The 21,858-nt window shown below is 68.7% G+C and carries 19 protein-coding genes; 11 read left to right on the top strand and 8 right to left on the bottom strand.

Annotated features, from left to right (window positions below; all coding sequences use genetic code 11):
* Positions 1-149: 149 nt before the first annotated feature.
* The gene (locus tag MYMAC_RS15440) at positions 150-1,472 is read right to left on the bottom strand and encodes a styrene monooxygenase/indole monooxygenase family protein (RefSeq protein WP_013939688.1); all 1,323 of its coding nucleotides are present in this window, start codon (positions 1,470-1,472) and stop codon (positions 150-152) included.
* Positions 1,473-1,663: 191 nt separating this feature from the next.
* Between MYMAC_RS15440 and MYMAC_RS38800 the strand changes: the two genes are divergently transcribed.
* Positions 1,664-2,656 carry a TIR domain-containing protein gene (locus MYMAC_RS38800; protein ID WP_204817652.1) on the top strand — a complete coding sequence of 331 codons (993 nt, stop codon included), beginning with the start codon at positions 1,664-1,666 and terminating at the stop codon, positions 2,654-2,656.
* Positions 2,657-2,666: 10 nt separating this feature from the next.
* Here the strand turns inward: MYMAC_RS38800 and MYMAC_RS15450 are convergent, their stop codons facing one another.
* Positions 2,667-3,737, bottom strand: coding sequence for a D-TA family PLP-dependent enzyme (locus MYMAC_RS15450; protein ID WP_239989541.1), 1,071 nt, complete (start codon positions 3,735-3,737; stop codon positions 2,667-2,669).
* Positions 3,738-4,293: 556 nt separating this feature from the next.
* Here MYMAC_RS15450 and MYMAC_RS15455 point away from each other — a divergent pair.
* The 8 genes from MYMAC_RS15455 to MYMAC_RS15490 all read left to right on the top strand — a co-directional run bounded on the left by MYMAC_RS15455 (position 4,294) and on the right by MYMAC_RS15490 (position 13,335).
* Positions 4,294-5,646, top strand: coding sequence for a hypothetical protein (locus tag MYMAC_RS15455; RefSeq protein ID WP_095958646.1), 1,353 nt, complete (start codon positions 4,294-4,296; stop codon positions 5,644-5,646).
* 283 nt (positions 5,647-5,929) lie between these two features.
* Positions 5,930-7,156 (top strand): TIGR02269 family lipoprotein, encoded by a 1,227-nt coding sequence (locus tag MYMAC_RS15460; RefSeq protein ID WP_239989542.1) that lies wholly within the window; start codon positions 5,930-5,932, stop codon positions 7,154-7,156.
* Positions 7,153-7,623, top strand: coding sequence for an NUDIX hydrolase (locus tag MYMAC_RS15465; RefSeq protein ID WP_095958648.1), 471 nt, complete (start codon positions 7,153-7,155; stop codon positions 7,621-7,623). Before MYMAC_RS15460 ends, MYMAC_RS15465 begins: the two co-directional genes overlap by 4 nt.
* Positions 7,624-7,688: 65 nt before the next feature.
* The gene (locus MYMAC_RS15470) at positions 7,689-8,789 is read left to right on the top strand and encodes a winged helix DNA-binding domain-containing protein (protein ID WP_095958649.1); all 1,101 of its coding nucleotides are present in this window, start codon (positions 7,689-7,691) and stop codon (positions 8,787-8,789) included.
* A 354-nt stretch (positions 8,790-9,143) separates the two neighbouring features.
* Positions 9,144-9,884: an ABC transporter ATP-binding protein gene (locus MYMAC_RS15475; protein ID WP_095958650.1), complete on the top strand. Its 741-nt coding sequence runs from the start codon at positions 9,144-9,146 to the stop codon at positions 9,882-9,884.
* Positions 9,881-11,317: an ABC transporter permease gene (locus MYMAC_RS15480; protein ID WP_095958651.1), complete on the top strand. Its 1,437-nt coding sequence runs from the start codon at positions 9,881-9,883 to the stop codon at positions 11,315-11,317. Before MYMAC_RS15475 ends, MYMAC_RS15480 begins: the two co-directional genes overlap by 4 nt.
* A complete protein-coding gene (locus MYMAC_RS15485) occupies positions 11,314-12,696 on the top strand; it encodes an ABC transporter permease (RefSeq protein WP_095958652.1) in 1,383 nt (460 codons plus the stop codon). The genes MYMAC_RS15480 and MYMAC_RS15485 overlap by 4 nt, the downstream gene beginning before the upstream one ends.
* Before the next feature lie 138 nt (positions 12,697-12,834).
* Positions 12,835-13,335: a DUF1801 domain-containing protein gene (locus MYMAC_RS15490; protein ID WP_095958653.1), complete on the top strand. Its 501-nt coding sequence runs from the start codon at positions 12,835-12,837 to the stop codon at positions 13,333-13,335.
* A gap of 206 nt (positions 13,336-13,541) precedes the next feature.
* Here MYMAC_RS15490 and MYMAC_RS15495 read toward each other — a convergent pair whose 3' ends face one another.
* The 3 genes from MYMAC_RS15495 to MYMAC_RS15505 form a co-directional block, all read right to left on the bottom strand.
* Positions 13,542-14,129 carry a DUF488 domain-containing protein gene (locus tag MYMAC_RS15495; protein WP_204817654.1) on the bottom strand — a complete coding sequence of 196 codons (588 nt, stop codon included), beginning with the start codon at positions 14,127-14,129 and terminating at the stop codon, positions 13,542-13,544.
* 216 nt (positions 14,130-14,345) lie between these two features.
* Complete coding sequence (locus MYMAC_RS15500) at positions 14,346-15,422, bottom strand: esterase/lipase family protein (RefSeq protein WP_095958654.1); 1,077 nt, start codon at positions 15,420-15,422, stop codon at positions 14,346-14,348.
* A 251-nt stretch (positions 15,423-15,673) separates the two neighbouring features.
* Complete coding sequence (locus MYMAC_RS15505; RefSeq protein WP_275663294.1) at positions 15,674-16,528, bottom strand: aldo/keto reductase family oxidoreductase; 855 nt, start codon at positions 16,526-16,528, stop codon at positions 15,674-15,676.
* 122 nt (positions 16,529-16,650) lie between these two features.
* Between MYMAC_RS15505 and MYMAC_RS15510 the strand changes: the two genes are divergently transcribed.
* Positions 16,651-17,583 (top strand): LysR family transcriptional regulator, encoded by a 933-nt coding sequence (locus tag MYMAC_RS15510; protein WP_095958656.1) that lies wholly within the window; start codon positions 16,651-16,653, stop codon positions 17,581-17,583.
* 311 nt (positions 17,584-17,894) lie between these two features.
* Here MYMAC_RS15510 and MYMAC_RS15515 read toward each other — a convergent pair whose 3' ends face one another.
* Positions 17,895-18,470, bottom strand: coding sequence for a hypothetical protein (locus tag MYMAC_RS15515; RefSeq protein ID WP_095958657.1), 576 nt, complete (start codon positions 18,468-18,470; stop codon positions 17,895-17,897).
* A gap of 47 nt (positions 18,471-18,517) precedes the next feature.
* Positions 18,518-18,829 (bottom strand): hypothetical protein, encoded by a 312-nt coding sequence (locus tag MYMAC_RS36850; protein ID WP_157757505.1) that lies wholly within the window; start codon positions 18,827-18,829, stop codon positions 18,518-18,520.
* 335 nt (positions 18,830-19,164) lie between these two features.
* Here MYMAC_RS36850 and MYMAC_RS15520 point away from each other — a divergent pair, with 335 nt between their 5' ends.
* Complete coding sequence (locus MYMAC_RS15520; protein WP_239989543.1) at positions 19,165-19,527, top strand: hypothetical protein; 363 nt, start codon at positions 19,165-19,167, stop codon at positions 19,525-19,527.
* A gap of 72 nt (positions 19,528-19,599) precedes the next feature.
* On the opposite strand, the gene MYMAC_RS15525 is transcribed toward MYMAC_RS15520, so the two are convergent.
* Positions 19,600-21,807: a prolyl oligopeptidase family serine peptidase gene (locus MYMAC_RS15525; RefSeq protein WP_095958659.1), complete on the bottom strand. Its 2,208-nt coding sequence runs from the start codon at positions 21,805-21,807 to the stop codon at positions 19,600-19,602.
* Between the last annotated feature and the right edge of the window lie 51 nt (positions 21,808-21,858).

Consider the following 21,858-nt stretch of genomic DNA (forward strand, 5'->3'; position numbering starts at 1 on the left):
CGCGGAAGATAACCGCGCGTCCCCAGCGGGGCAGGGCGGAATCACGCGCTCGCGCTCCACGCATCCGCGAGCGGGCTGCTGTGTTGGTGCACAGTCGCATGACGAGGCGCCAAGGCCTCGCCGCCTCGTCGCGACGACTCCAACCGTGCTCAGCGCGTCAGCGACACAGACACCTTCGGCTCCTCGGGAGGCGGGTGCCACGCCAGGGGGCTGGGAGGTGGCGCGGCCTCGCGGGCGAGGGGCCGGTGCCTCGCGATGAACGCCGCGGTGCTCTCCGGGCTGGCACATGCGGAGAGGATGAGCTCGGGCGTCACGAAGGCCGTGGCGATGGCATCCGCGACCCGCACGTCCTTGCTGCCGGCGGCGAGCAGCTCAATCACGTGCGGAGGCGGCGGCTGGAGCAGGGCGTTGGTCCAGTGCGTCGCCGGCGCCGTCGCCGCCCACGAGCTCGCTTCGGCCTCGCGACAGAAGGCCTCGTCGAAGGGACGGTCCGCCGCCAGCGCGGTGACGATGTGCTCCGCCAGCGCGAAGGCGGAAGCGGACCCCGCGTTGGCGCCCTGGCCCGCGACGGGGTCATTCGTCACGTGCGTGTCGCCCACCGCCAGGACGAAGCGGCCACCCGGCAGCGGCGCCCAGCCCTGACGCACCGTCGGCGTGAAGGAGCCCTGCAGGAAGTCGAGCGGCCCGAGCACGCCGAAGCGCGCCGGGTCCACGCGCTCGAACGTGGCGGGCGCGAAGCGGCGCAGGAAGTCCATCAGCATCAACTCGAAGGCGCGCGGGTCTTCGTCGTAGCGCTGGGTGCTCAGCCGTGACAGCTCGCTGCCCGGGAGCGCCTCGATGAGCACGCTGGGAACGCGGCCGTTCGCGGTGACGACCTGGGACTCGAAGATTTCGCCCTGGCCCGGAATCAGGTTGGCGTTCATGCCAATGGGCTCCTGCATGCGCACGCCCTTCAGCAGCGCGGCGAACAGCATGCGCGGCGGCTGCGTGTGCGGCGACAGCTCCGGCACGCGGGGGAACAGGCGCGTCAGGCCATTTCGCCCGGTGGCGACCACCATCAGCGCGTGCTGCCGCGCCAGGCGCTCCAGCACGTCCAGGTCGACGGGGAGGACCTCCAGCTTGCCGCCGCGCGCGACGAAGTCCTCCGCGAGGCGCGGCTGGTACTGACGGTAATCCACGAAGATGGAAGGCGAGTCCACGCGGCCCCGGAGGCTGAACGGCTGGGGGCCGCCGTTGACGTGGATACCGATGTAGAACATGTCGGCGTTGGGGCCGCTCCAGTGGTCCACGCCCAGGATGCGCTCCCGCATGCGCGTGGGGGCGTGGTGCGCCACCGTGTTGAGCAGACGGGAACCACGTAGCCTGCCGGGCTCCTGCTCCGTGTAGAGCGTCACGGGGACACCGTGGGACAGCAGCTTCAGGCCCAGGTGAAGTCCTGCGGTGCCAGCGCCAACAATTCCAATGCGCTCCATGTGACTTTCCTCCATGTCGGGAAGGACCCCCCAAGGGTCGGGGGGCTTCCTTAACACAACACAAGCGAAAGACTTCAGACGGGACGTACTTGATAGCCGAGAAAAAGAGAGGCGCGTTGCGTCATGCCCCGTTGGGCAGTCTTTGGCGTCGGGTTGGGAACAGCAGGCGCAAGGCTTTACAGTGGGGCTCAATGGCCCAGTTCCTCGACGTGGCGTTGAAGGTAGGAGACCTGACCGAGTTCTCCTCGGACGCGGTGCTGTTCAAGTACGCACAACGTCTCTATGGCGTGACGGGTCAAGCGGCGCGGCGCCTGGAGCAGGCGGGCGTCCCGGAGACGTCGCTGGCGTTGGCGCCGGGAGCGCACCGGTTCGTGGAGACGCGGGGCGCCCTGACCGCGCCGCTGGCGCTCTTCCTGGGCACCGTCCGCCTGGGCGAGTTCGGCTACCACGAGATTCGCCAGTTCGCGGTGCGCGCGCTGACGGCGCTGGAAGGCCATTCAGGCCTCGCGCACGTCGCGGGCACCGTCCACGGGCCCAACTACGGCCTGGATGAGGATGAAGCGGCGCTCGCCTTCGTGGGCGGGCTGGTTGAAGCCTTCCAGCGTGGCGCCGGCCCTCAATCCCTGACGCGCTTCACGGTGGTGGAGCGGGACGCGCGCCGGGCGCAGAGGCTGGTCAAGGCCATGACGCGTGGGCTGAGCGCGACGCCTGGCGTGGAGCCGCTGCCGGACGGCGGCTTCCGGGTCCGGCGCATGTCCGCCGTGACGCAGGCGCCGCCCCTGGCGACGGCGGGCACCGTGTCCATGGCAAAGCCTCACGCCTTCGTGGCAATGCCTTTCGCGCCGGAGATGGAGGACACGTACCACTACGGCATCCTGGGGCCGGTGAAGGCCGCGGGCCTGCTGTGCGAGCGCGTGGACCAGGAGCGGTTCGACGGCCCCATCATCCAGCGCATCCGCGAGCGCATCGAGACGGCGAAGGTGGTGATCGCCGACCTGTCGCTCGCCAATCCCAACGTGTACCTGGAGGTCGGCTACGCGTGGGGGCGGGGCCGGCCCACGCTGCTGCTGGTGCGCGACGTGAAGGAGCTCCGCTTCGACGTCGCGTCCTATCGCTGCATCGTCTACCGCAGCATTCGGGAGCTGGAGACGCTGCTGTCGAAGGAGCTCCAGCGCCTGGACTGAGGCGCGCGCGTCACCACCCGCGCGCGGTGATGGCGTACTGGCCGGCCCAGGCGCCCTGGCGCAGCAGGTGCAGCGTGTCGTGCAGGTTGACGGAGGCACAGGCGTGGTTGGGCACCACGCGCACGCGCTCGCCCACGTAGGGTCGCCATGAGGTGTTGGAGAGGTCCAGCAGGCCGTGCTCCTCGGACAGGCCGCGGACCAGGACCTCCGGCTTGCCGAGCAGGGCGCCGTAGACGCCCGTGTCCGTGAAGCCTTCCTCCTTGGCCAGGGCCTTGGAGCCCGCGTCGATGACGGCCTGCCCCGGCACCGTCGTGCTCACCACGGTGGCCAGCACGGAGTACGCGCATTCGTCCCACGCGCAGGCGCCCACGGACACGGCGTTGCGGTCGTTGAAGATGTTGATGCCTGGGCGAATCTCCGTGAGGCCGGTGACGTCATGCGAGCGCCACAGCGTCGGCGTGGAGCCGCCGCTCACGGTTCCGGGCCGCAGCCCCGAGTCCGTCAGGGCCTCGATGAAGGTGGCCAGCCGCTCGGACTGCTCGCGCATCGCCGAGCCCAGCTTCTCCTGAGGCAGGCGAAGGTGGCCGGCGTAGAAGGTGATGCCCCGGTACTCCAGGCCACTGCCGAACGCCACGTTCCCGGCCAGGGCGATGGCGTCCTCTGGGGACTGGACGCCCACGCGCCGCATGCCCAGGTCCAGCTCCACCAGCACGCCCACGGTGCGGCCGGCCATGCGCGCCGCGCGGTCCAACATCCCCAGCGCCTCGCCCGAGTCCAGGGCCACGGTGAGCCGGACCTGAGGAGGGAGCGCCATGAGCCGGGTGAGCCGGTCCTCTCCCACGGGAGGGTAGGCGAGCAGCACGTCGTCGCAGACGGTGGCCATGACCTCCGCCTCTCGGACGGTGGCCACGGTGACGCCCTGGGCTCCGGCGGCGAGCTGGAGCCTGGCCAACTCCGGCGTCTTGTGTGTCTTCGTGTGGGGCCGCCACCGGAGGCCATGCTGGCGGGTGTACGCGGCCACGCGCCGCAGGTTGGCGTCCACGCGGTCCAGGTCCACGAGGGCGGCGGGGGTGGTCATCATGTCGAGCCGGTCCACGTCCATGCCGTGCAATGTGGCACTCGGAAGCGTCCGGCTCCAGGCTGATGGGGCGGGTTCGAATACCGCATGGGGGGGCGTACACGGTGGGAGAAACCCGGAACAACCGGAGGCGCCCACCCTGCATGTGTTCAGCGCCCCCAGGTCGCGCAAAGGCTCTCCCCTGCACACGAGGAGGCATGGAGGGAGATTCATTCGGCGCTCACGGACGGCGGCGACGGGCTCTGGGATTTCGCGGTGCCTGGCGACGAGGGCGAAATCACGCTCCCTGTCTCCACTGAGCGGGGCGCTTGCGAGCCCACGAAGGAAGCGCCGTCAGACCAAAGGGACGCGCGCCGCGCGTCGGCGGGCCTTCTCCAGCCGGACGACCTGCCAACGGATCCCGGTGCGGGCTCCCGCCGCGCGTTGGCGAAGCAGCCGACGGCTTAACGTCAGCCCTCAATTCCTTCTACCCTGACGGATTCACCACCGGCACGGCGCCATCGGCCAGGTCGCCGTGTGCGTCTCGTGCCTCATTTCGGGGCACGCACCCGAGGCATCTATGCACAGAATGCGAAGGTGTCTGGCCGCGCTGTTGCTGGTGTGTCTGCTTCCGATGATGGGGTGGGCCTCGGAGCCGCCCTTGCCCGAGGAAGAGGCTCCGTCCGCGCCACCGGCCTCGCCCGCGCGCAGGTGGTACTCCCTGACGCGCCTGGAGGTGACGACGTTCGCGTTGCTCCCTCGCGCTGGCGCTGGTGGTGATGGCGGCTTCATCCAGGTGGAGCCCACCTTCATCCTTGATGGGGGCCCCGAGTTCGGCGTCAACGTGGGCGCTCCCGTGCGCTTCCGCATGTGGGGCGGTGGCGAGGGCACGGGCCTCGTGCGGCGGGAGGACTGGGACTCCCTTTCGGACTGGGGGCAACTCGTCCGTGGCCTCAAGCTCGGCTCGGACAACGCGCCCATGGCCGTCTGGTTTGGCGCCCTGGCGGATTACCGGCTCCTCTCCGGCCATCTCGTCCGCCGCTACTCCAACCGCACGAATCCCGACTACCACCCAGCAGCGGGCATCTTCACTGGTGAGGTTGGCCCGCTCTACACGGAGGCCTTCGCCTCGGACGTGCTGGGCGCGCGGCTGATGGGCGCGGAGGTCGCCCTGGACATGGAGCACGTCCTCTTCGGCCAGCCCAGGCAGCGGGGCCGTTACACGCTCGCGCTGTCCGCCGTGCATGACTGGGGACGCGCAGGTGGACGCGCGGCCTCGGTGACGCTGGCGCACGTGGACGCAACGGCGGGGGTGTTGTTGCGGCCTGACCATGAGGTCCACGTGATTGCCGGGTGGGGCGGTCGTCCGGGAGATGGGGGCGCGTGGGGCGCCGTTGTGGGGGCCGGGGTGGACGTGCTCCGGGAGACGCTCCACCTGCGGTTGCGGCTGGAGGCTCGGCGCCAGCAAGGCGGCTTCCGGCAAGGCTTCTTCGGAGCGGACTACGAGTTGGCGCGCTTCCAGGCCGCGGGCCCGGAGGGCATGCCGCTCGCGGGTGCTGGCTTCCCGGACGGCTACTCGGCTTTCGGAGAGGCGGAGGTGGGTTGGGACGCCGTCAGCTACGGGGGCCTCTACAAGCACCTGAAGCTGTCGCTGGGCGCGGAGGCGTTCTCCTGGGGGCGCTTCGACGTCGACGGGCGCGTGGCGGCGCAGCTCATCGAGCGCAGCTTGGAAGTGGCGTTGAAGGGCCTGGGCGTGGGCATGGGGCGGCCCGGAGCGCGCTACCTGGGGGCGGCGGAGGTGCGCTGGCGATTCCTGGGCGGGAAGCTCTATGCGATGGGGACGGGCGGCACGCTGCTGTTCGCCACGGCGGAAGGGACACTGCGACCGGGGGCCTTCGCGTCGGTGGGCCTGGGGGTGGACAATGCGCGCTGACGTTCTGCTGTGGGTGGTAGCGGTGGTCCTGGCCACGAGGGCGCATGCGTCCGGCCCTGGCTCAACGCTGCACGACGCATCACGCGTGGCCACGTCCCCCGCGTGGGTGGAGCTGCCGGGCAGCGAGACTCCGCGCGTCCCGGCTTCACCTCCGCATTCCATCGCGGGGTCCGAAGCCCAGCAGCGGCTGTGGCGGAAGCTGATTCCACGAAACGACGCAATAGGCGCTGGACCTGGCACTGCGTCCGTCGCTGTCGGGGGCGGCGTGCAGAGCGCCGCATCGGTGCGTCAGGCAACCCTCGACGCTATTGCCGAGGTGAAGCGCGCCCTGGAGGGCATCGAAGCCGCACGCGCTCGACTTGCGTCGCGTCCTTCCTCTCTTGGGGAACGTGGACTCGAGGGTGTCTTCACGCGCTATCTCGACCACGGCTCCAAGCAACTGACGTGGCTCCAACGGACGCTCGAGAGCGCCACGGCGCTGGCGGGAGTGGCGTCGGAGGTCGGGGATTCAGGAATGGAGCTGAGCATCCTCCAGATGTCGGGGCCCCGCCTTCAGTCCGCGATGTTCGGAACCCTGCTGCTGGCCACGTGGGTGGACTTCCTTCAACTCGCGGACGCCCTGCTCCGCGACTGCCCCATGTGCGGCTCCGAGAAGCTGTTCGCGGACCTGCACCGAGTTCAAAGCAAGCTGACCCCGACGCTGGAGGAATTCGCCTCGGAGGACTCGCAGCGTATCGAGGCGGCGACGACCGCGATGCCCGCGCTGATGGGGGAGCTGACTCACGAGTTCGACACGATTCGTCGGGAGGCGCGCTCCGCCATGGAAGTGGGCGGCAAGGTCGTGGTGGCGGCGCAGGTGATGGAACTGCTCGCCCTGATTTCCACGCTGAAGATGTCACTCCCCCGGCCACCTCCAGCGACGCTCGGTGTAGGGCTCGTCATGAGTTCGGGGGGCGTCATGGCGGGCTCGCGGCTCGTCGTCTCGGCGGAGTGGGTGGAGATGATGCGCAGGCTGGTGCAGGCGGGCGTCCTTTCCCTCCCAGCCGTCAGCGCCGCTGTCCGCATTCACGGTGGGCAGGTGATGATGGCCCAGGCGCGCCAGGACTTGCCCGAGGGCGTGCGTGAAGCGCTGGGGGACAGCCCCGAAGTGCGCGGCATGCAGGTGACGGGCAAGGCCGGTGCGGGCATGGCCGACGCACCGAGGCATCACGTCCTGCCGAAGGAGCACCGGCGGTGGTTCGAGCAGCGCGGCTTCAAGGGAGACATGGACATCGACCAGTTCTGCGTCCGGCTGGAGCGGGCCTATCACGAGGCGATTCACGGAGGAGGGAATTGGAAGCTGGGGCGCACATGGCCTGGAGAGTGGAGTCGAATGATCATGGAGGCGCTGTATGAAGCTGAGACCACGACAGGTCGGAGGTTGACGAATAGCGAAGTCCTGAACATCGTCGCGGAGCGCATGCGGAGCTACGACATCCCGATGAAGTTCATCAAAGGGAGGAGCCGATGACCGATGGACGTTCGTGGCAGGGGAACTGGAAGGCCCGCCTGTATGCGCGTGTCCGTGAACGCGGCTACGACTCACTCACGGCTTTTGCCGAGTCCCGTCCCACCTCATCGTTGGTAGCACTGGCCGAGGAGCTTGGGCCGGACGACGTTGCCGGAGTTCAGGTGTACGATGGTCTGGTGGTCGAGGCGGTGCGAAGCAAGCAAGTGACCCGCTTGGTTCGAGGACAGCTCGTGCGCGAGCTCTGGGGGAGCCTCCCCGATGGGTGGCCGGCGGTGCTCGATGACACGAGTCGATTCGCCGTCGCAAAGGCGCTTGGCCCCTGGATTGCCTATACCCCAGAAACGCACAAGGAGCGCGCACGCGCAGTCAGGACGTCGCTCCTCGTCGATCCGCCCCCTGCTGGCTGGCGCCCTCGCGGTCCTGACGACGAGCTCCTCCGCACGCGCCTCCCCGACGAAGAATCGTGACCAACATCCCTCCGCGACCCGCGCGGTGCGGCGTCACCCCAGTCTCACCGCGCGAGCGAGTCCACATGTCAGACACCCCATTGACCCTCAGGGCCCTCAACCGCGCGACGCTGGCGCGGCAGATGTTGCTGGAGCGTGAGAAGACCTCCGTGCTCGGCGCGGTGGAGCAGCTCCTGGCGCTTCAGGCCCAGCAGGCGAAGCCGCCGTTCATTGGCCTGTGGTCGCGTGTCGCGGGCTTCGGGCGGGATTCGCTCAACGTGCTGCTCCATCGCAAGGAGGTGGTCCGGGCCACGTTGATGCGCGGCACGCTGCACCTGGCGAGCGCGAAGGACTATCGGCACCTGCGCGCCAGCTTCACGCCGTTGCTGGAGGCCTCGGTGGCATCGGTGCTGCGCGAGCGCGCGAAGGGCCTGGACGTCGCGCCGCTCGTGAAGGACGCGCGCGCCTTCTTCGACGAGGCACCGCGCACCTTCGAGGCGCTGCGCGACCACCTGGTGGCCCGCTACCCGCGGAATGACGAGCGCGCCATGGGCTTCGCGGTGCGCATGTTCCTCCCCCTCATCCAGGTCCCCACGGAGACGGCGTGGGGCTACCCCGGCACCACGGACTTCGCGGTCGCGGAGTCGTGGCTGGGGGCGTCCCTGCGCGCGGAGGCGGACCTGCCCACGCTGGTGCGGCGCTACCTCGCGGCCTTTGGTCCAGCGACCGTGGCGGATGCCCAGACGTGGTCCGGGCTCAAGGGCCTGAAGGCCACCTTCGAGTCCCTCCGCCCTTCGCTGCGGACCTTCCGGGACGAGAAGGGGCGGGAGCTGTTCGACGTGCCCGAGGCGCCGCGGCCGGACGAGGACACGCCCGCGCCACCGCGCTTCCTCCCGGAGTTCGACAGCCTGGTGCTCGGCCACGAGGACCGGGCCCGGCTGGTGGATGAGGCGTACCGCCCCAGGCTCATCACCAAGAACCTGCGGGTCCCCGCCACCTTCCTCGTGGATGGCTTCATCGCCGGGACGTGGACGGTGGAGCGCAAGCGCTCGGTGGCCGCGCTCGTCGTCGAGCCCTTCGCGCCCATCAAGAAGAAGAAGGACCGTGACGCGCTCGCGAAGGAGGGCGAGGCGCTCCTGCGCTTCCTTGAGCCCGACGCCCGCACGTTCGAGGTTCGAGGGCACTGACAGGGCTTCAGCAGTGCGTGTCCAGCGCTGCCTGGGATGAGTCCAGGTGCGCTGCCGCCTCAGCCCGAAGTGGGAGCGGGGGCCCGCCGGCCTGCACGCCCGCCTCGTCGACGACACGGGATTCCCGAGGAAAGGCCCGGTTTCTGTGGAGGTCGCGCTCCGCTCGTGGCGGGCGCGCTTCGGCGGGCCGGGACGCCCCTTCATCCGCTCGACAAGGAGCCCCATCCCGGGCCGTGCGCGGCGTCGTCCTGTTTCGACGATTGGCTTGCAAATGATACTTGGTTGCATTTATTGCTGGGCCGGAGCAGTGGATATCGCGAGGGGGGGGCGCGGTGGATTCGAGGTGAGGGAAGCATGTCCGACAAAGTGAGTACTGGGGCGCTGGAGGCGATCGGACTCGAGCACCACTTCGGGGTGAAGACGGTTCTTCGGGGGCTGAGCTTCACCGTGGAGCCGGGACAGATTTACGCGCTGCTCGGAGGCAACGGCGCGGGCAAGTCGACGACGCTCAGCGTCTTCCTGGGCCTGGTCCGGCCCACGGCGGGACAGGCTCGGGTGTGTGGCCACGACGTGGCGGTGGATCCCCGGGCCGCACGCTCACGACTGGCCTACGTCCCCGAGAACGTGGCCCTCTACGAGCACCTGAGCGCGAGGGAGAACATCGACTACTTCCTGTCCATCGCGGGAAGCGAGCAGCGGTCACCCGCGAACCTCGACGAGGCGCTGGAAGCGGTCGGGCTGGCGCGCGAGGCCTGGGAGAAGCGGGTGGGCGGCTTCTCCAAGGGGATGCGCCAGAAGGTGGCGATCGCGCTCGCCATCGCGCGGCGCGTGCCGGTGCTCCTGCTGGACGAGCCGACTTCCGGCCTGGACCCGAGGGCGACCGGCGACTTCAACCGGCTGCTGGACACGGCGCGTGGACGTGGCGTGGCCACGCTGATGGTGACGCACGACCTGCTGAGCGCCGCTGAGATCGCCGACCGGATTGGCTTCCTGGCGCAGGGCCGTCTCGAAGAGGAGCTGGCCGCCACCGGCCCTGAGCGGTTCGATGTCAGGGCCCTGCATCAGCGCTATGCGCGGGCAGGGGAGGCCCCATGAGCTCGCGAAAGGTGAAGGTGCTCAGGGTGGCCGCCGAGGAGTGGCGGGCCCTGTTGCGCAACCGGGTGGCGATGATCGCCAGCCTCACGCTCGTGGCACTGACGGTCACCTCCGCCGTGCTGGGGCTGCAACAGCGCAACGCCACGGAGGCGGCCCGGGCTCGCTACCAGGCCACGTCGGACGAGGCGTTCGACGCCCAGCCGGACCGCCATCCGCACCGCATGGTGCATTACGGCCAGTTCGTCTTCCGGCCCCTGTCGGCGCTGGCGTTCTTCGACCCGGGGGTGGACGGCTTCACCGGCACCACGGTGTTCCTGGAAGGGCACCGGCAGAACAGCGCCAACTTCAGCGAAGCGCGGCAGTCCTCGCTGCTGCTGCGGTTCGGCCAACTGACGCCGGCCTTCGTGCTGCAGACGTTGGCGCCGTTGCTCATCGTCTTCCTCGCCTTCGGCGCAGTCGCGCGGGAGCGTGAGCAGGGAACGCTGCGACTGCTCCTGGCCCAGGGGTTGCGGCCGTCCGAGCTCGCCGCGGGCAAGCTGTTGGCCCACGTGGGCGTGGTGGCCCTGGTCGCCGCGCCGGCGCTCGTGGTGCTCGCGGTCGCGACGCTCGCCGACTGGGTGCCGCCGCTCCCGAGCGCGCTGATGCTGTCCGGCTATCTCGTCTACCTCTTCATCTGGGCGGCCGCGGCCCTGCTCGTGTCGCTGCTGGTGCGGCGCGCCCAGGACGCCTTGATTCTCCTGGTCGCGCTCTGGATGGGCGGGGTCATCCTCGTCCCCCGGCTCCTGCCCGAGCTCGCGTTGGCGCGAATCCCGACGCCGACACGCATCGAGACGGACGTGGCGGTCCACCATGAGCTCAAGCAGATTGGCGACAGCCACAATCCGGACGACCCGTACTTCGCGAGCTTCAAGGCGAAGACCCTCGCTCGATACGGGGTCGACAAGGTCGAGGAGCTGCCGGTCCAGTGGGCGGGGCTGGTGGGCATGGAGGGCGAGCGCCTGACGAGCGAGCTGTTCGACCGCCACGCGCGAGCGGCCTTCGACAGGGAGGCCGAGCAGAACCGGCTCGTGCGCCAGTTCGGGAGCCTCAGTCCGCTCATCGCCTTGCGTCAGCTCTCCATGAGCCTGGCCTCCACGGATACCGAGAGCCACCAGGACTTCCTCGAGCAGGTGGAGCGTCACCGCTATCGCTTCGTCCAGGCGCTCAACCTCCTGCAGGTGGAGAAGATCCCGAACCAGAACGCCGGAGAGGACCCGCGGATCGCCGCCGAGCATTGGAAGACGCTGCCGGGCTTCACGTACCAGGCGCCGGACATGCTCCACCTGGCGGGCGAGCGGATCCGGTCCAACCTCGTCGTCCTGTTCTGCTGGTTGGCGGCCTTGCTCGCCGGTTGTGGTTGGGCTGCCCGTCGTCTGGGGGAGGTCGCGCGATGAGTGCCTGGAAGGCGGACGTGAAGTTGCTGTTCCGGGCGCGGTTGAGCGCGGGCGCGCTGCTCCTGCTGTTGCTGGTGTCCGCCCTGGCCGTCGCGGCCGGGCTCGCCGCGACGGCGCGGCAGCGGGACGTCATCGGCCGGGTGGAAGCCGCGCAGCGGCTGGACCTGGCCTCGGTGGTCCTGGAGTACGGCAAGCCCGACGGAAACGCGGGCTCCGCCGCCTACTACACCTTCCACCTCACCACGGACCCGCCGTCGCCCCTGGCGTTCGCGGCGCTCGGACAGCGGGATGTGCAGCCCTATGTCCTGCGGGTGCGGCTGCTGGGCCTCCAGTCACAGCTCTACGAGTCCGAGACCTTGAACCCGGAGCTCGCGCTGCCAGGCGCCTTCGACTTCGCCTTCGTGCTCATCTATCTGGCGCCGCTGGTCATCATCGCCCTGATGTACGACCTGGTGTCGGGCGAACGTGAGGCGGGGCGGCTGCGGCTCCTGGTCTCCTTGCCGGTGTCCGGTCGCGGGGTGTGGGCACGTCGCAGCGTCCTGCGCTACCTGCTGGTCCTTGGGGCCCTGCTCGGACCGTTCGTGGTGGGCGCGGTGATTTCCAGGGCGCCGGTGGGGGAGACCTTCGCGATTGCCCTGGCGGCAGCGCTCTACGTGGCGTTCTGGCTGGGGCTGGCGCTGCTTGTCGCCGCTCGGGGCCGGAGCAGCTCCGCGGCCAATGGCGCCGCGCTCATCGGCTGTTGGATCGTGCTGACCCTGCTGGTGCCCGCGCTGGCCAACGCCGTCATCTCTCGCGCGCTCCCCGTGGCCAAGGGTATCGACCTGACGCTGGCTCAGCGGGAGTTGGTGCACCGCGCCTGGGACATTCCCAAGCAGGAGACCTTCCAACGCTTCTTCGTCAATCATCCGGAGTGGAGGGACACGCCGCCGGTGCTCGGCCGCTTCCATTGGAAGTGGTACTACGCCATGCACGAGGTGGGCGACGACGGCGTCTCCGCCGAGGTGGCTGAATACCGCCGGAGCCTGACGGCCCGCGAGGTGTGGACGGCCCGGCTCGGCTGGCTCCTGCCCGCGGCCGCCGTGCAGACGCTGCTTCACCGGGCCGCGGACAGCGACCTGCTGGCGCATCTGGCGTACCAGCGCGACATCGAGCGGTTCCACGGCCGGCTTCGCGACTTCTACTACCCGTACCTGTTCCAGGAGCGGCCGTTCCAGAACGCCGACTTCGAGCAGATGCCGCGCTACGCACCCAGACCCTCAAGTGCCTCTCTTCCGGTCTCGTCGCTGCTCGGACTGCTGGTGCTGGTGGTCCTCGTCCTGGGTGCCGCCGTCACCGCCGTCCGGTCCCTGTCATTGTCCGCGGCGCCTGACGCGTCCTAGGCATCTGGTGGGTCACCTCCCGGCGCGCTGGTAGAGCGCCTCCGGGGTGGCCCGCAGGTTCCCCTTTATGCCCATGCGTCCTCGGCTGCTGGGGTAGCCTCCCGCCCGCCCCGGCGGTCCGGGGCCTCGGAGGCACGGATGGCAGCGCGCAAGGCGACGGCGAAGAAGACACCCGCGAAGAAGGCCCCTGCGAAGAAGAGCGCCGCCAGGAAGACGCCCGCGAAGAAGGCCCCTGCGAAGAAGAGCGCGGCCGCGAAGAAGGCTCCTGCCCGCATGTACCTGCGCCGCGAGGACCTCGGCGCCCCGGCGGACGCCTTCTTCGCGCAACAGCCCCCGGAGCGGCGCGAGCACCTCGAGGCCCTGCGTGCCTTGGTGAAGAAGGCCGCCCCCGGCGCTCGCGAGTCCATGAAGTGGGGCATGCCCTACTACGAGCTGAAGGGCGGCTTCTGTGCGCTCTACACCGCGACGACCTACGCCGCCCTCAGCATCATGGCGCCCCCGGAGAAGCTCGACGACCCGGAAGGAAAGCTCGAGGGCACCGGGAAGACCATGCGCCACCTCAAGGTGCGCAGCGCCGCGGACATTGACAAGGCGAGCATCCTGCGCTGGGTGAAGGCCGCGGTGGCGCACCACTCCTGAAGGAGGCGCGCCCAGAAGTGGCCTACCGACACACGAGCCCGAGGGCTACACCAGCGGCGGCTGGGGCCAGCAAGTCCGTGCGCTGCGTCGGGGTAGGGGGCTGTGCCTGCCCTTGGGGCACGCTGATGCCCTGGCCGCCTTTGCTTGAGGAGGGCGGCTCATGAATGGCCGCTGGGTCGAACTGGGCGTCCATGGTGACGAGGACATCACCCGGGCAGCGCCGTTCGAGGACTTCGCACGGGACTGCGCTCGTCGGCCGGATAGGTGACATGTCCTCGCCTGACTCGTGCGAAGGCGGTCAGTGGATGCGGTGTGGCACGCGTGGCCGACTCAAGGTGCAGCACTTCCACACCGCGCGCGACCAGCACGTCCGCGACGAGTGAGCGATGGCACCGCCAGCGCAACGCCTCCGCGCACATCAACGCCGGAGGACCGAACACCAGCTCGTCGTGCAGCTCGGAGAGTCCTTCCTCGAACTCCTCGCTCTGCATGTAGTCGGCGTACGCGCGGAAGCTCGCGTTGCGCCACGCGGCGTTCTCTCCACCCGCTGACTTGCGCCTCTTGCGAAATCCTCCGAGCTTCGCCAGGTGCACGTAGCGGATGCCCACCCGAGGGAGCAGCTTCTCCAGCGCATCGCTGTTGAACTGTGGGTTCGCACGCGAACGCGGAATCGTTCGGATGTCGACCACGGTCGCCACGCCGTGCGTCCACAAGAGCGTGACGAACTCCTCGATGGTGCGCGTCGAGTGCCCCACCGCAAACACCGTCGCCGGGCTCCAGCGGTGGGGGCCCATCACGAACCTCCCTGCCACAAGGTCGAGGCGAGGCGCCCCCGTGGCGGATGCTCCCCCGCGTCAGCGCCTCGATGCTCTGCATCCTCACGAAGGTAGTCACGCGCACGCCCATGGGCGTGGCGGCGGCGCGGGGCGAGCTCGCTCGCTCGGAAGCCATACCGTGGCGTCAGGCGCGCCCCCACCGGGGGCCTGCATCTTCAAACGGCGGGACGCCGCTCAGCGCTCCTTGGGCATGTTCAGCGCCATCGCGACCAGTGAGAGGGTCAGGTCCTCGGGCTGGTAGGGCTTGAACGGGTTCAGCGTCGTGCCGGTGGGATCCAGGTGGTCCAGGCCGGACAGGCTCACGGACTTGGAGCCGGGGATGAACGCGTCCTGGGGGAGCACCAGGCCGTCGGACTTCACGCCGTAGCGCTGCTGCATGTACTGCTCGGCGGCGAACAGCGGCGACGTGGGGTTCGTGGTGGTGGAGGCCATGCTCACGGTGGGGATGCCGGGGGGCATCGGGTGCCTGGCCAGGAACGCCTGGCGCGAGTCGTAGGTCAGGTCCTCACCGGCCTGGATGCTGCCGCCCAGGGCCTCGATGGCTCCGCCCACGCCGTAGCGCACGAGCGGGTTGTCCAGCAGGTCCTGCGCCATGGGCGAACCCCCGTACGGCGACTGGATGGTGACCAGGGCGCGCACGTGCTCCTGGAGCTCCGGGTACATGGCCAGTGCCGCCGCGGAGTCCAGGCCGCCCTTGCTGTGCCCGATGAGCACCACCTGCTTGCCACTCTTCGCGGCCTCGAGCACCGCCTCACGGACGATGGCGGCGTTGTTCTCCACGCCCATGTCCGTGTCCACGGGGACGCGGCCGACCTGGAGGCCCTGGGCCTCGAGCGCGTCCAGGTTCCGGTCGAAGTAGAACTGCTTGGGCGCCGCTTCGGAGAGCAGGCCGCCCACCGCCAGGTACACGCAGTCCTTGGCCTCGGCGGGCATCACGTTCTTGCCCGCGCGCACGGCCTGGTTGAGCTTCATGAACTCGGCCGTGGAATCCTTGGCGGGCGGATACGCCTTCTGGATCCAGCCGATCTTGTCCGCCTCGCCCTTGCCGGGCCAGGGGATGGGGAGGCGCAGCGCGTTGACCTGCGCCAGCGCGTTCGCCCGCTGCAGGTCCGCCGGAGCGCTCGCCGTGAAGGTGTCGCCCTCCACCACGGTGTTGACGCCCTGTGCGGCCTTGGCCCGGACAGGCGCCTCGGGTGTGGTCAGCGTCCGCGTGGACGGCGTGAGGCTGGGGGGACGGGTGACCTGGACCATGGAGGACCTCGGGAGGGGGGAGCCGAGTTGAAGATCTGGGAGGCTTGCCTCCATTGTCGGACAGCGGCGTCGGAAGTTGCGTGCCCGTTCCAAGGCCGTGAGAAGACGAGAACTCCGGGTGCGTGTCGCGGCGCGGCACGTCTCGCGGATTCCCCGCGCGCCTCTCCCGCCTGTGCGCGGCTGTGGCTGGCCTCAGTGAAGGACACGCCGGAGCAAGGCGGAGCCTGGCCTTGCTCGGGGGACGTCGGACTTCAGGCGTGCTCGGCGAGTCCGTTCAGCGTGGCCAGGTCCTCGTCGCTCAGGACGATTGAGGCGCTCGCGAGGTTCTCCCTGAGGTGCGCGATGGAGGACGTGCCAGGAATGAGCAGCACGTTGGGCGAGCGACGTAAGAGCCACGCGAGCGCCACCTGCATGGACGTAGCCCCGAGCCGGGCGGCAACCGTGTTGAGCGCGCTGGACTGCAACGGTGAGAACCCGCCGAGCGGGTAGAATGGCACGTACGCGATGCGGAGCGCGGCGAGCTCGTCGATGACGGCGTCATCGGTTCGGTGCGTCAGGTTGTACTGGTTCTGCACGCACACGATGTCCGTGAGCTTGCGTCCTTCCGCGATCTGCGCGGCCGTGACGTTGCTCAAGCCGATGTGTCGAATCAGCCCACGTCGCTGGAGTTCGGCGAGCACGGTCAGCGGCGCCTCGATAGAGCCCTCCGCTGGGCCCTGGGCGCTGAACATCGCGCGAAGGTTCACGACGTCGAGCACGTCCAGGCCGAGGTTGCGCAGGTTGTCGTGAACCGCGCGCTCGATGTCGGCGGCGGAGAAGGCGGGCTCCCACGACCCTGATGGGCCGCGCACGGCGCCGACCTTCGTGGCGATGACGAGGCCCTCGCGATACGGATGCAGCGCCTCGCGGATGAGCTCGTTCGTGACATGGGGACCGTAGATGTCGCTCGTGTCGAGATGATTGACGCCCTGAGCGATGGCCTCTCGCAGCACGGCGATGGCGGCCTTGCGATCCCTGGGAGGGCCGAAGACGCCGGGGCCGGCGAGTTGCATGGCGCCGTAGCCGAGCCGGCGAACGGTGTGAGCGCCGAGGGGGTAGCTGTCCACGAGGTATGGGGCGGTCATGACGAGGTCCTTTGAGGAGTGGCTGCGTCACGAACCTTACGAGGAGCCCTCTGCGCGGCAACCCACTGCAGTCCGCACAGGTTGTACGATAATCTGCACAGTCGATGGATGACCTCGCAGACCTCACCGCGTTCTTGGCGGTCGCCCGAGAGGGCGGCTTTCGCAGCGCCGCCCGTGCGGCGGGCACCAGCGCGTCGCGCATGGGCGACGCGGTTCGTCGGCTGGAGGCCCGGCTTGGAGTTCGGCTGCTCCATCGCACCACCCGCAGCGTCACGCCCACCGACGCAGGCGCGCGTCTGATCGAGCGGGTGTCTCCGGCGCTCGGTGAAGTTCGCGCGGCGCTGGACGTGGTCAACGATTTCCGCGACCGGCCCGCGGGTCGTCTGAGGCTCAACGTGCCGACCGCCGCTGCACGGCTCGTCCTCCCTCACATCGTGCCGCCCTTCCTGGCGAAATACCCCGACATCTGCCTCGAGGTGACCGCCGAGGAGCGAATCGTCGACGTGGTGGCCGAAGGCTTCGACGCTGGCGTCCGCTACGAAGAGTGGCTCGAAAAGGACATGGTGGCGGTTCCCATCGGTCCGCGTGTCCAGCGGTTCGCCGCAGCCGCGTCGCCCGCGTATCTTGCTCGAAGGGGGCGTCCCACACACCCACATGACCTGCTCGAACATGATTGCTTGCGATGGCGCTTCTCGAACGGGCCGCCGCACCCGTGGGAGTTCGAGCGAGACGGCGAGACCCTCAAAGTCGACCCGAAGGGCCCGCTGATCGCCGGCTTCGGCGGCACCACGGAGCTCGCCGTGGATGCCGCCGTGGCCGGCACCGGAATCATCTATCTGTTCGAGGACTGGCTACGGCCCTTCATCGACCGAGGCGCGTTGGTTCCCGTACTCCAACCATGGTGGCTGAGTTTTCCCGGACCCTTTCTCTACTACCCCAGTCGTCGGTACCTGCCGACGCCGCTGCGTGCCTTCGTGGACTTCGTCAGGTCGATGCAGTCGACGCAACCGCGAGCGCGTCGACGCAACGAACGTTGAGTTCACGGACCTGCTCCTGCTGACGCTCCGCTGGCAGACGTTGCGCGAGCGGCGGGGCCGCACACCTCACCGGTCCAGGTCACCGGGTACGTGGTGCCTTCCGTCGCTCCGGTGAGGCGTAGCTTCCTTTTGCCTTCAGGACGGAAAGGCAGCCGTACCCAGACTCGCCGCAATGATGGGCTCTTCAAAACGAACCGGATGCAGGTGGCTTTGACTCACCACCTGCTTGTCGTGGTCCGTGCCTACCCAGTCAGCCAGGCTTCCTCTTGAGGGTCGACGACTCCCGGCTTCAACGCGCGAGCCGCGTCAACTCACAAAGTACACGGGCCGAACCTAGGCTCCCAGCCGACCTGGACTCTGCTGTGGAAACTCTTTGTGGTTCCCTCGTAGGTCTCCTGGGTGGTGTAGGGCGGGTTGCCGCAGGTGTTATATGTCTCGGTAATACGGTACGATTCGCATACCGATGCATAATCCTGATAGACGCGGTAGTAGCAATAGCCGCCATCCTGGATTCCCCCCGCGAGAAAGTCGGGGTAGACGGCGTCTGGCACCACCTGGCAGTTGCGAGTCACCGTGCCCTTGTCGGTGGTGATGATCGCCGTGCAGTCACCTGCGCAACTGGAGCAGTTCTCTCCTCCCTGGTTGTGGCAGTAGCCGTCCCCACAGTAGCCATACGATTGCAGGTAGCAGTTGTCATAGTTCTGCTGGCATTGACGCTCCGCCAACTCGCGCCCGAACGGGTCTCCCTCGTAGCTTGCAATGATCATGCAGTCCACATACTCCGCATGGCATGGTTCGGTAACGGAGGGCGTCGCGAAAGCGCTCGAGAGCGACACGGCTACGACAACGGCAGACACGGCGAAGGTCCAACCACGATTCAGGGACACGCAGTTCCTCCAGCGATATCCTGCTTTGCAGGACAGGTATTGATATGTCACTCGGCGGCTGGAAAGACACTAGCGGCAGGTGTCGGTAGGCTGTTGCGCGCGAAGGCGGTGACGCTTGGACAGAGACGTGGGCAACCATGGCGCGGCGCACGATGGCTATCGACGAGGCGCAGGTTTGAAGATTTCTTGCCGAGGCGTTCGAGGACGACCTGCACGTCAAACGCATCGTGATGGGCTTGAAGGAGGTGCGCGTCGGAACGCCCAAGCGGCGTGACAAACTGTTGCTCATGTTTGCCTTCGCCCAGGCGCTGCTGACGCTGCTGGGCGCAGCCGGCGAGTCGCTCGGCTACGACAAGCACCTGAAGGTCAATGAGGGGATGCCTCAGGGACTGAAGGGGACTCCGGGGACCAGGTGGGGCCGCCGGGGACTCCCTTGTGGATCCGAAGTGCCCGGCTTCGCTCACGCTTCAGCGAAGAGCATGCGCCGTCGCGGGTTCAGGGCACTCCGTGTCCACGGGTTCATGTCGCGACCGGGCGCGCCGAGTCCAAGGCGCGGCGGGGACACTACCGCTGGGGCGTGGTGCGCAGGAGGGCTCGGGAGAACCCACTGTGCCGCCTCCGCGGTGCGTCGTGTGTTTCCACCTTTTCCTGGTCTAGACTGTGAATGCAGCTTGCTCAGGAAAGGTGGTTTCGCATGCGAAGTTCAATGAAGCGGTGGGTGCTTCACGGTGCCGTGTTGCTGGCCGTCGCGGGGCTCTCGGGCTGTGGTGTGGTGGAGGAAGAGGGCGCGGCGGCCGACATGGGGAGCGCGGAGAGCGCGCTCAACCCGGGGTGCTGCACGGCCTTGACGGGGACGACCCAGGCCTTCTGTGACTCGATTCCGCAGACGCCGGGGCGCTGTAACGGGGTCAACCAGGGCACTTCCTGCATCTGGACGTGCACGGGGTGCTGCCAGGCGCTGCCGGGGACGACGCAGGCCTTCTGTGACTCGCTCCCCCAGACGGAGGGGCGCTGCAACGGGGCCTACGGCGGTACGGCCTGCAGCTGGACCTGCTGAGCCGCGGTATCGCGGTAGCGCCTCCACCGCCGCGCCAGTGCCCGGGCGGCGGTGGAGTCCTGCTTCACACCGTTACTGCGGCTTGGGCGCCGCGACCTTCTTCGCCGGGGGCTGGTACTTCATGCCCAGGGCGTTGAACACGAACGAGTACACGTCCACCTCCTCCTCGATGCGCGCGTTCAGCGGGGTGCCGGCGCCGTGGCCGGTCTCCGCGTTGGCGCGCAGCAGGATGGGGTTGGGCGACCTGGTGGCCTCCTGCATCCGGGCCACCATCTTCCGTGAGTGGAACGGATCCACGCGCGGGTCGTTCGCGCCGGACGTGAAGAGCACGGAGGGGTAGCGCGTGCCGTCCTTCACGTTGTGGTACGGCGAATACGCGTGCAGCGCCTTGAACTGCGCCGGGTCCTTCACGGAGCCGTACTCGGTGATGTTGAACTGGCCGTTGGGCGTCAGCTCCACCCGCAGCATGTCGTAGATGCCCACGCGCGCCACGACGGCGCCGTACATCTCCGGGTGCTGGGTGACGGCCGCGCCCATCAGCAGGCCGCCGTTGCTGCCGCCCTGGATGGCCAGCTTCTTCGGCTGCGTGTACTTCTGGTCCACCAGCAGCTTCGCGGCGGCGTAGAAGTCGTCGAAGACGTTCTGCTTGTTCGTGAGCGAGCCCTCGGCGTGCCACTTCTCGCCGTACTCCGAGCCGCCGCGCAGGTTGGCCACCGCGTACACGCCGCCCTGCTCCAGCCAGAAGCCGGCCAGCGCGTTGAAGTTGGGGCTGATGGAGATGTTGAAGCCGCCGTAGCCCGTCAGCAGCGCCGGGTTGTTGCCGTTGAGCTTGGTGCCCTTCTTCTTGAGGATGCTGACGGGGACCTTGGTGCCGTCCTTGGACGTGGCGAAGGCGCGCACCACCTCCACGTTGCTCAAGTCCAGCGGCGACGTGCGGGCCAGCGCCGTCTTCTTCACCGTCTTGTCCTTGGCCGAATACCGGTACCACGCCATGGGCTGGGTGAAGCTGGCGTTGACGAAGAGCACGTCGTCATCGCCCTGGCTCACCAGTCCGCCCACGGAGGACACGGGCAGGGTGGGCACCAGGCCCAGCGCCTTGCCCTTCAGGTCCACCATGCGGAGCTGCGACGGCCCACCGAGCTGCTCGCTCACGTAGAGGCGCGACTTCGTGGGGAAGAAGCCCTGGATGCTGGCCTCGCCCTCCGGCACCAGCACGGTGGCCTTGTCCAGCGTGGGCGTGGCCAGCGGCAGCCGCAGCACCTTGCCGCGCGGCGCGTCCTTGCGGCTGAGCAGGTAGATGGCGCCGTCGTGACCGAAGCGCGCGCGGATGACCTTGTCCTCGAACTTCGACACCTGGGTCCACTTCCCGGCGGCGTCGCGCAGGTACAGCATGTATTCGCCGCCGTCGCCGTTGGCCACGACCGCGGAGATGAACTTGCCGTCGTGCGACGTATCCAGCTCCGTCATCGCGATGCGCGGGAAGTCCTTGCCCAGCACATACGTGTCCTTCTCCGTCGGCGTGCCGAGCTGGTGGAAGTACACCTGCTGGAAGAAGTCCCGGTCCGCCGCGGGGCGCTCCTCGCCGCGCGGGTAGCGCGTGTAGAAGAAGCCCTTGCCGTCCGCCGTCCACGTCAGGCTGCCGCCCGCCGTGCCGCCGTTCACCCGGGGCACGACTTCATTCGGCAGCGGCTTGCCGCTGGCCACGTCATAGACGGTGACGTCGCCGCTCTCCGTGCCGTTCTTCGACATGGACACGGCGATCTTCTTGCCGTCCAGCGTGGGGACGTACCAGTCGATGGTGGTGTGGCCCGACGGGTCCACCACCATGGGGTCCAGCAGCACGCGCTCCTTGGACGTGTCATCCACCGAGCCGAGCACCACCAGGAAGGCCTGCTGCTTGGGCGGTTGCGCCTTCATGGCGAACAGCGTGCCGCCGGCCTCGTGCAGCGCGAAGTGGCCGGGGGACTTCCAGCCCAGAATCTCTGAGACGCGCCGGCGGATGGACTCGCGGCCGGGCAGCTTGTCCAGGATGGCGCGCGTGTACGCGTTCTGCGCGTCGTTCCACTGCTTCACCTTCGCGTCGGACGACGCCTCCAGCCACTGGTACGGGTCCTTCACCGCCGTGCCGTGGTAGGTGTCCACCTTCTCCTGCTTCGGCGACGCGGGGGCCTTGGGCGCGGCCTTGCGGGGCGCCGCGGTGGCCGGCGCGGGCGCGGGAGCCGCCGGCGCGGCCAGCGGCAGGGTCAGCACCGCCGCCGTCAATGCGGTCTTCAGCTTCACGGTTCACCTCGGGGTTGGGAAACGCGCGCGCAGCCTGCCACGTCCTCCAGG

It is taken from the genome of Corallococcus macrosporus DSM 14697 (assembly GCF_002305895.1).
Lineage (GTDB): Bacteria > Myxococcota > Myxococcia > Myxococcales > Myxococcaceae > Myxococcus > Myxococcus macrosporus.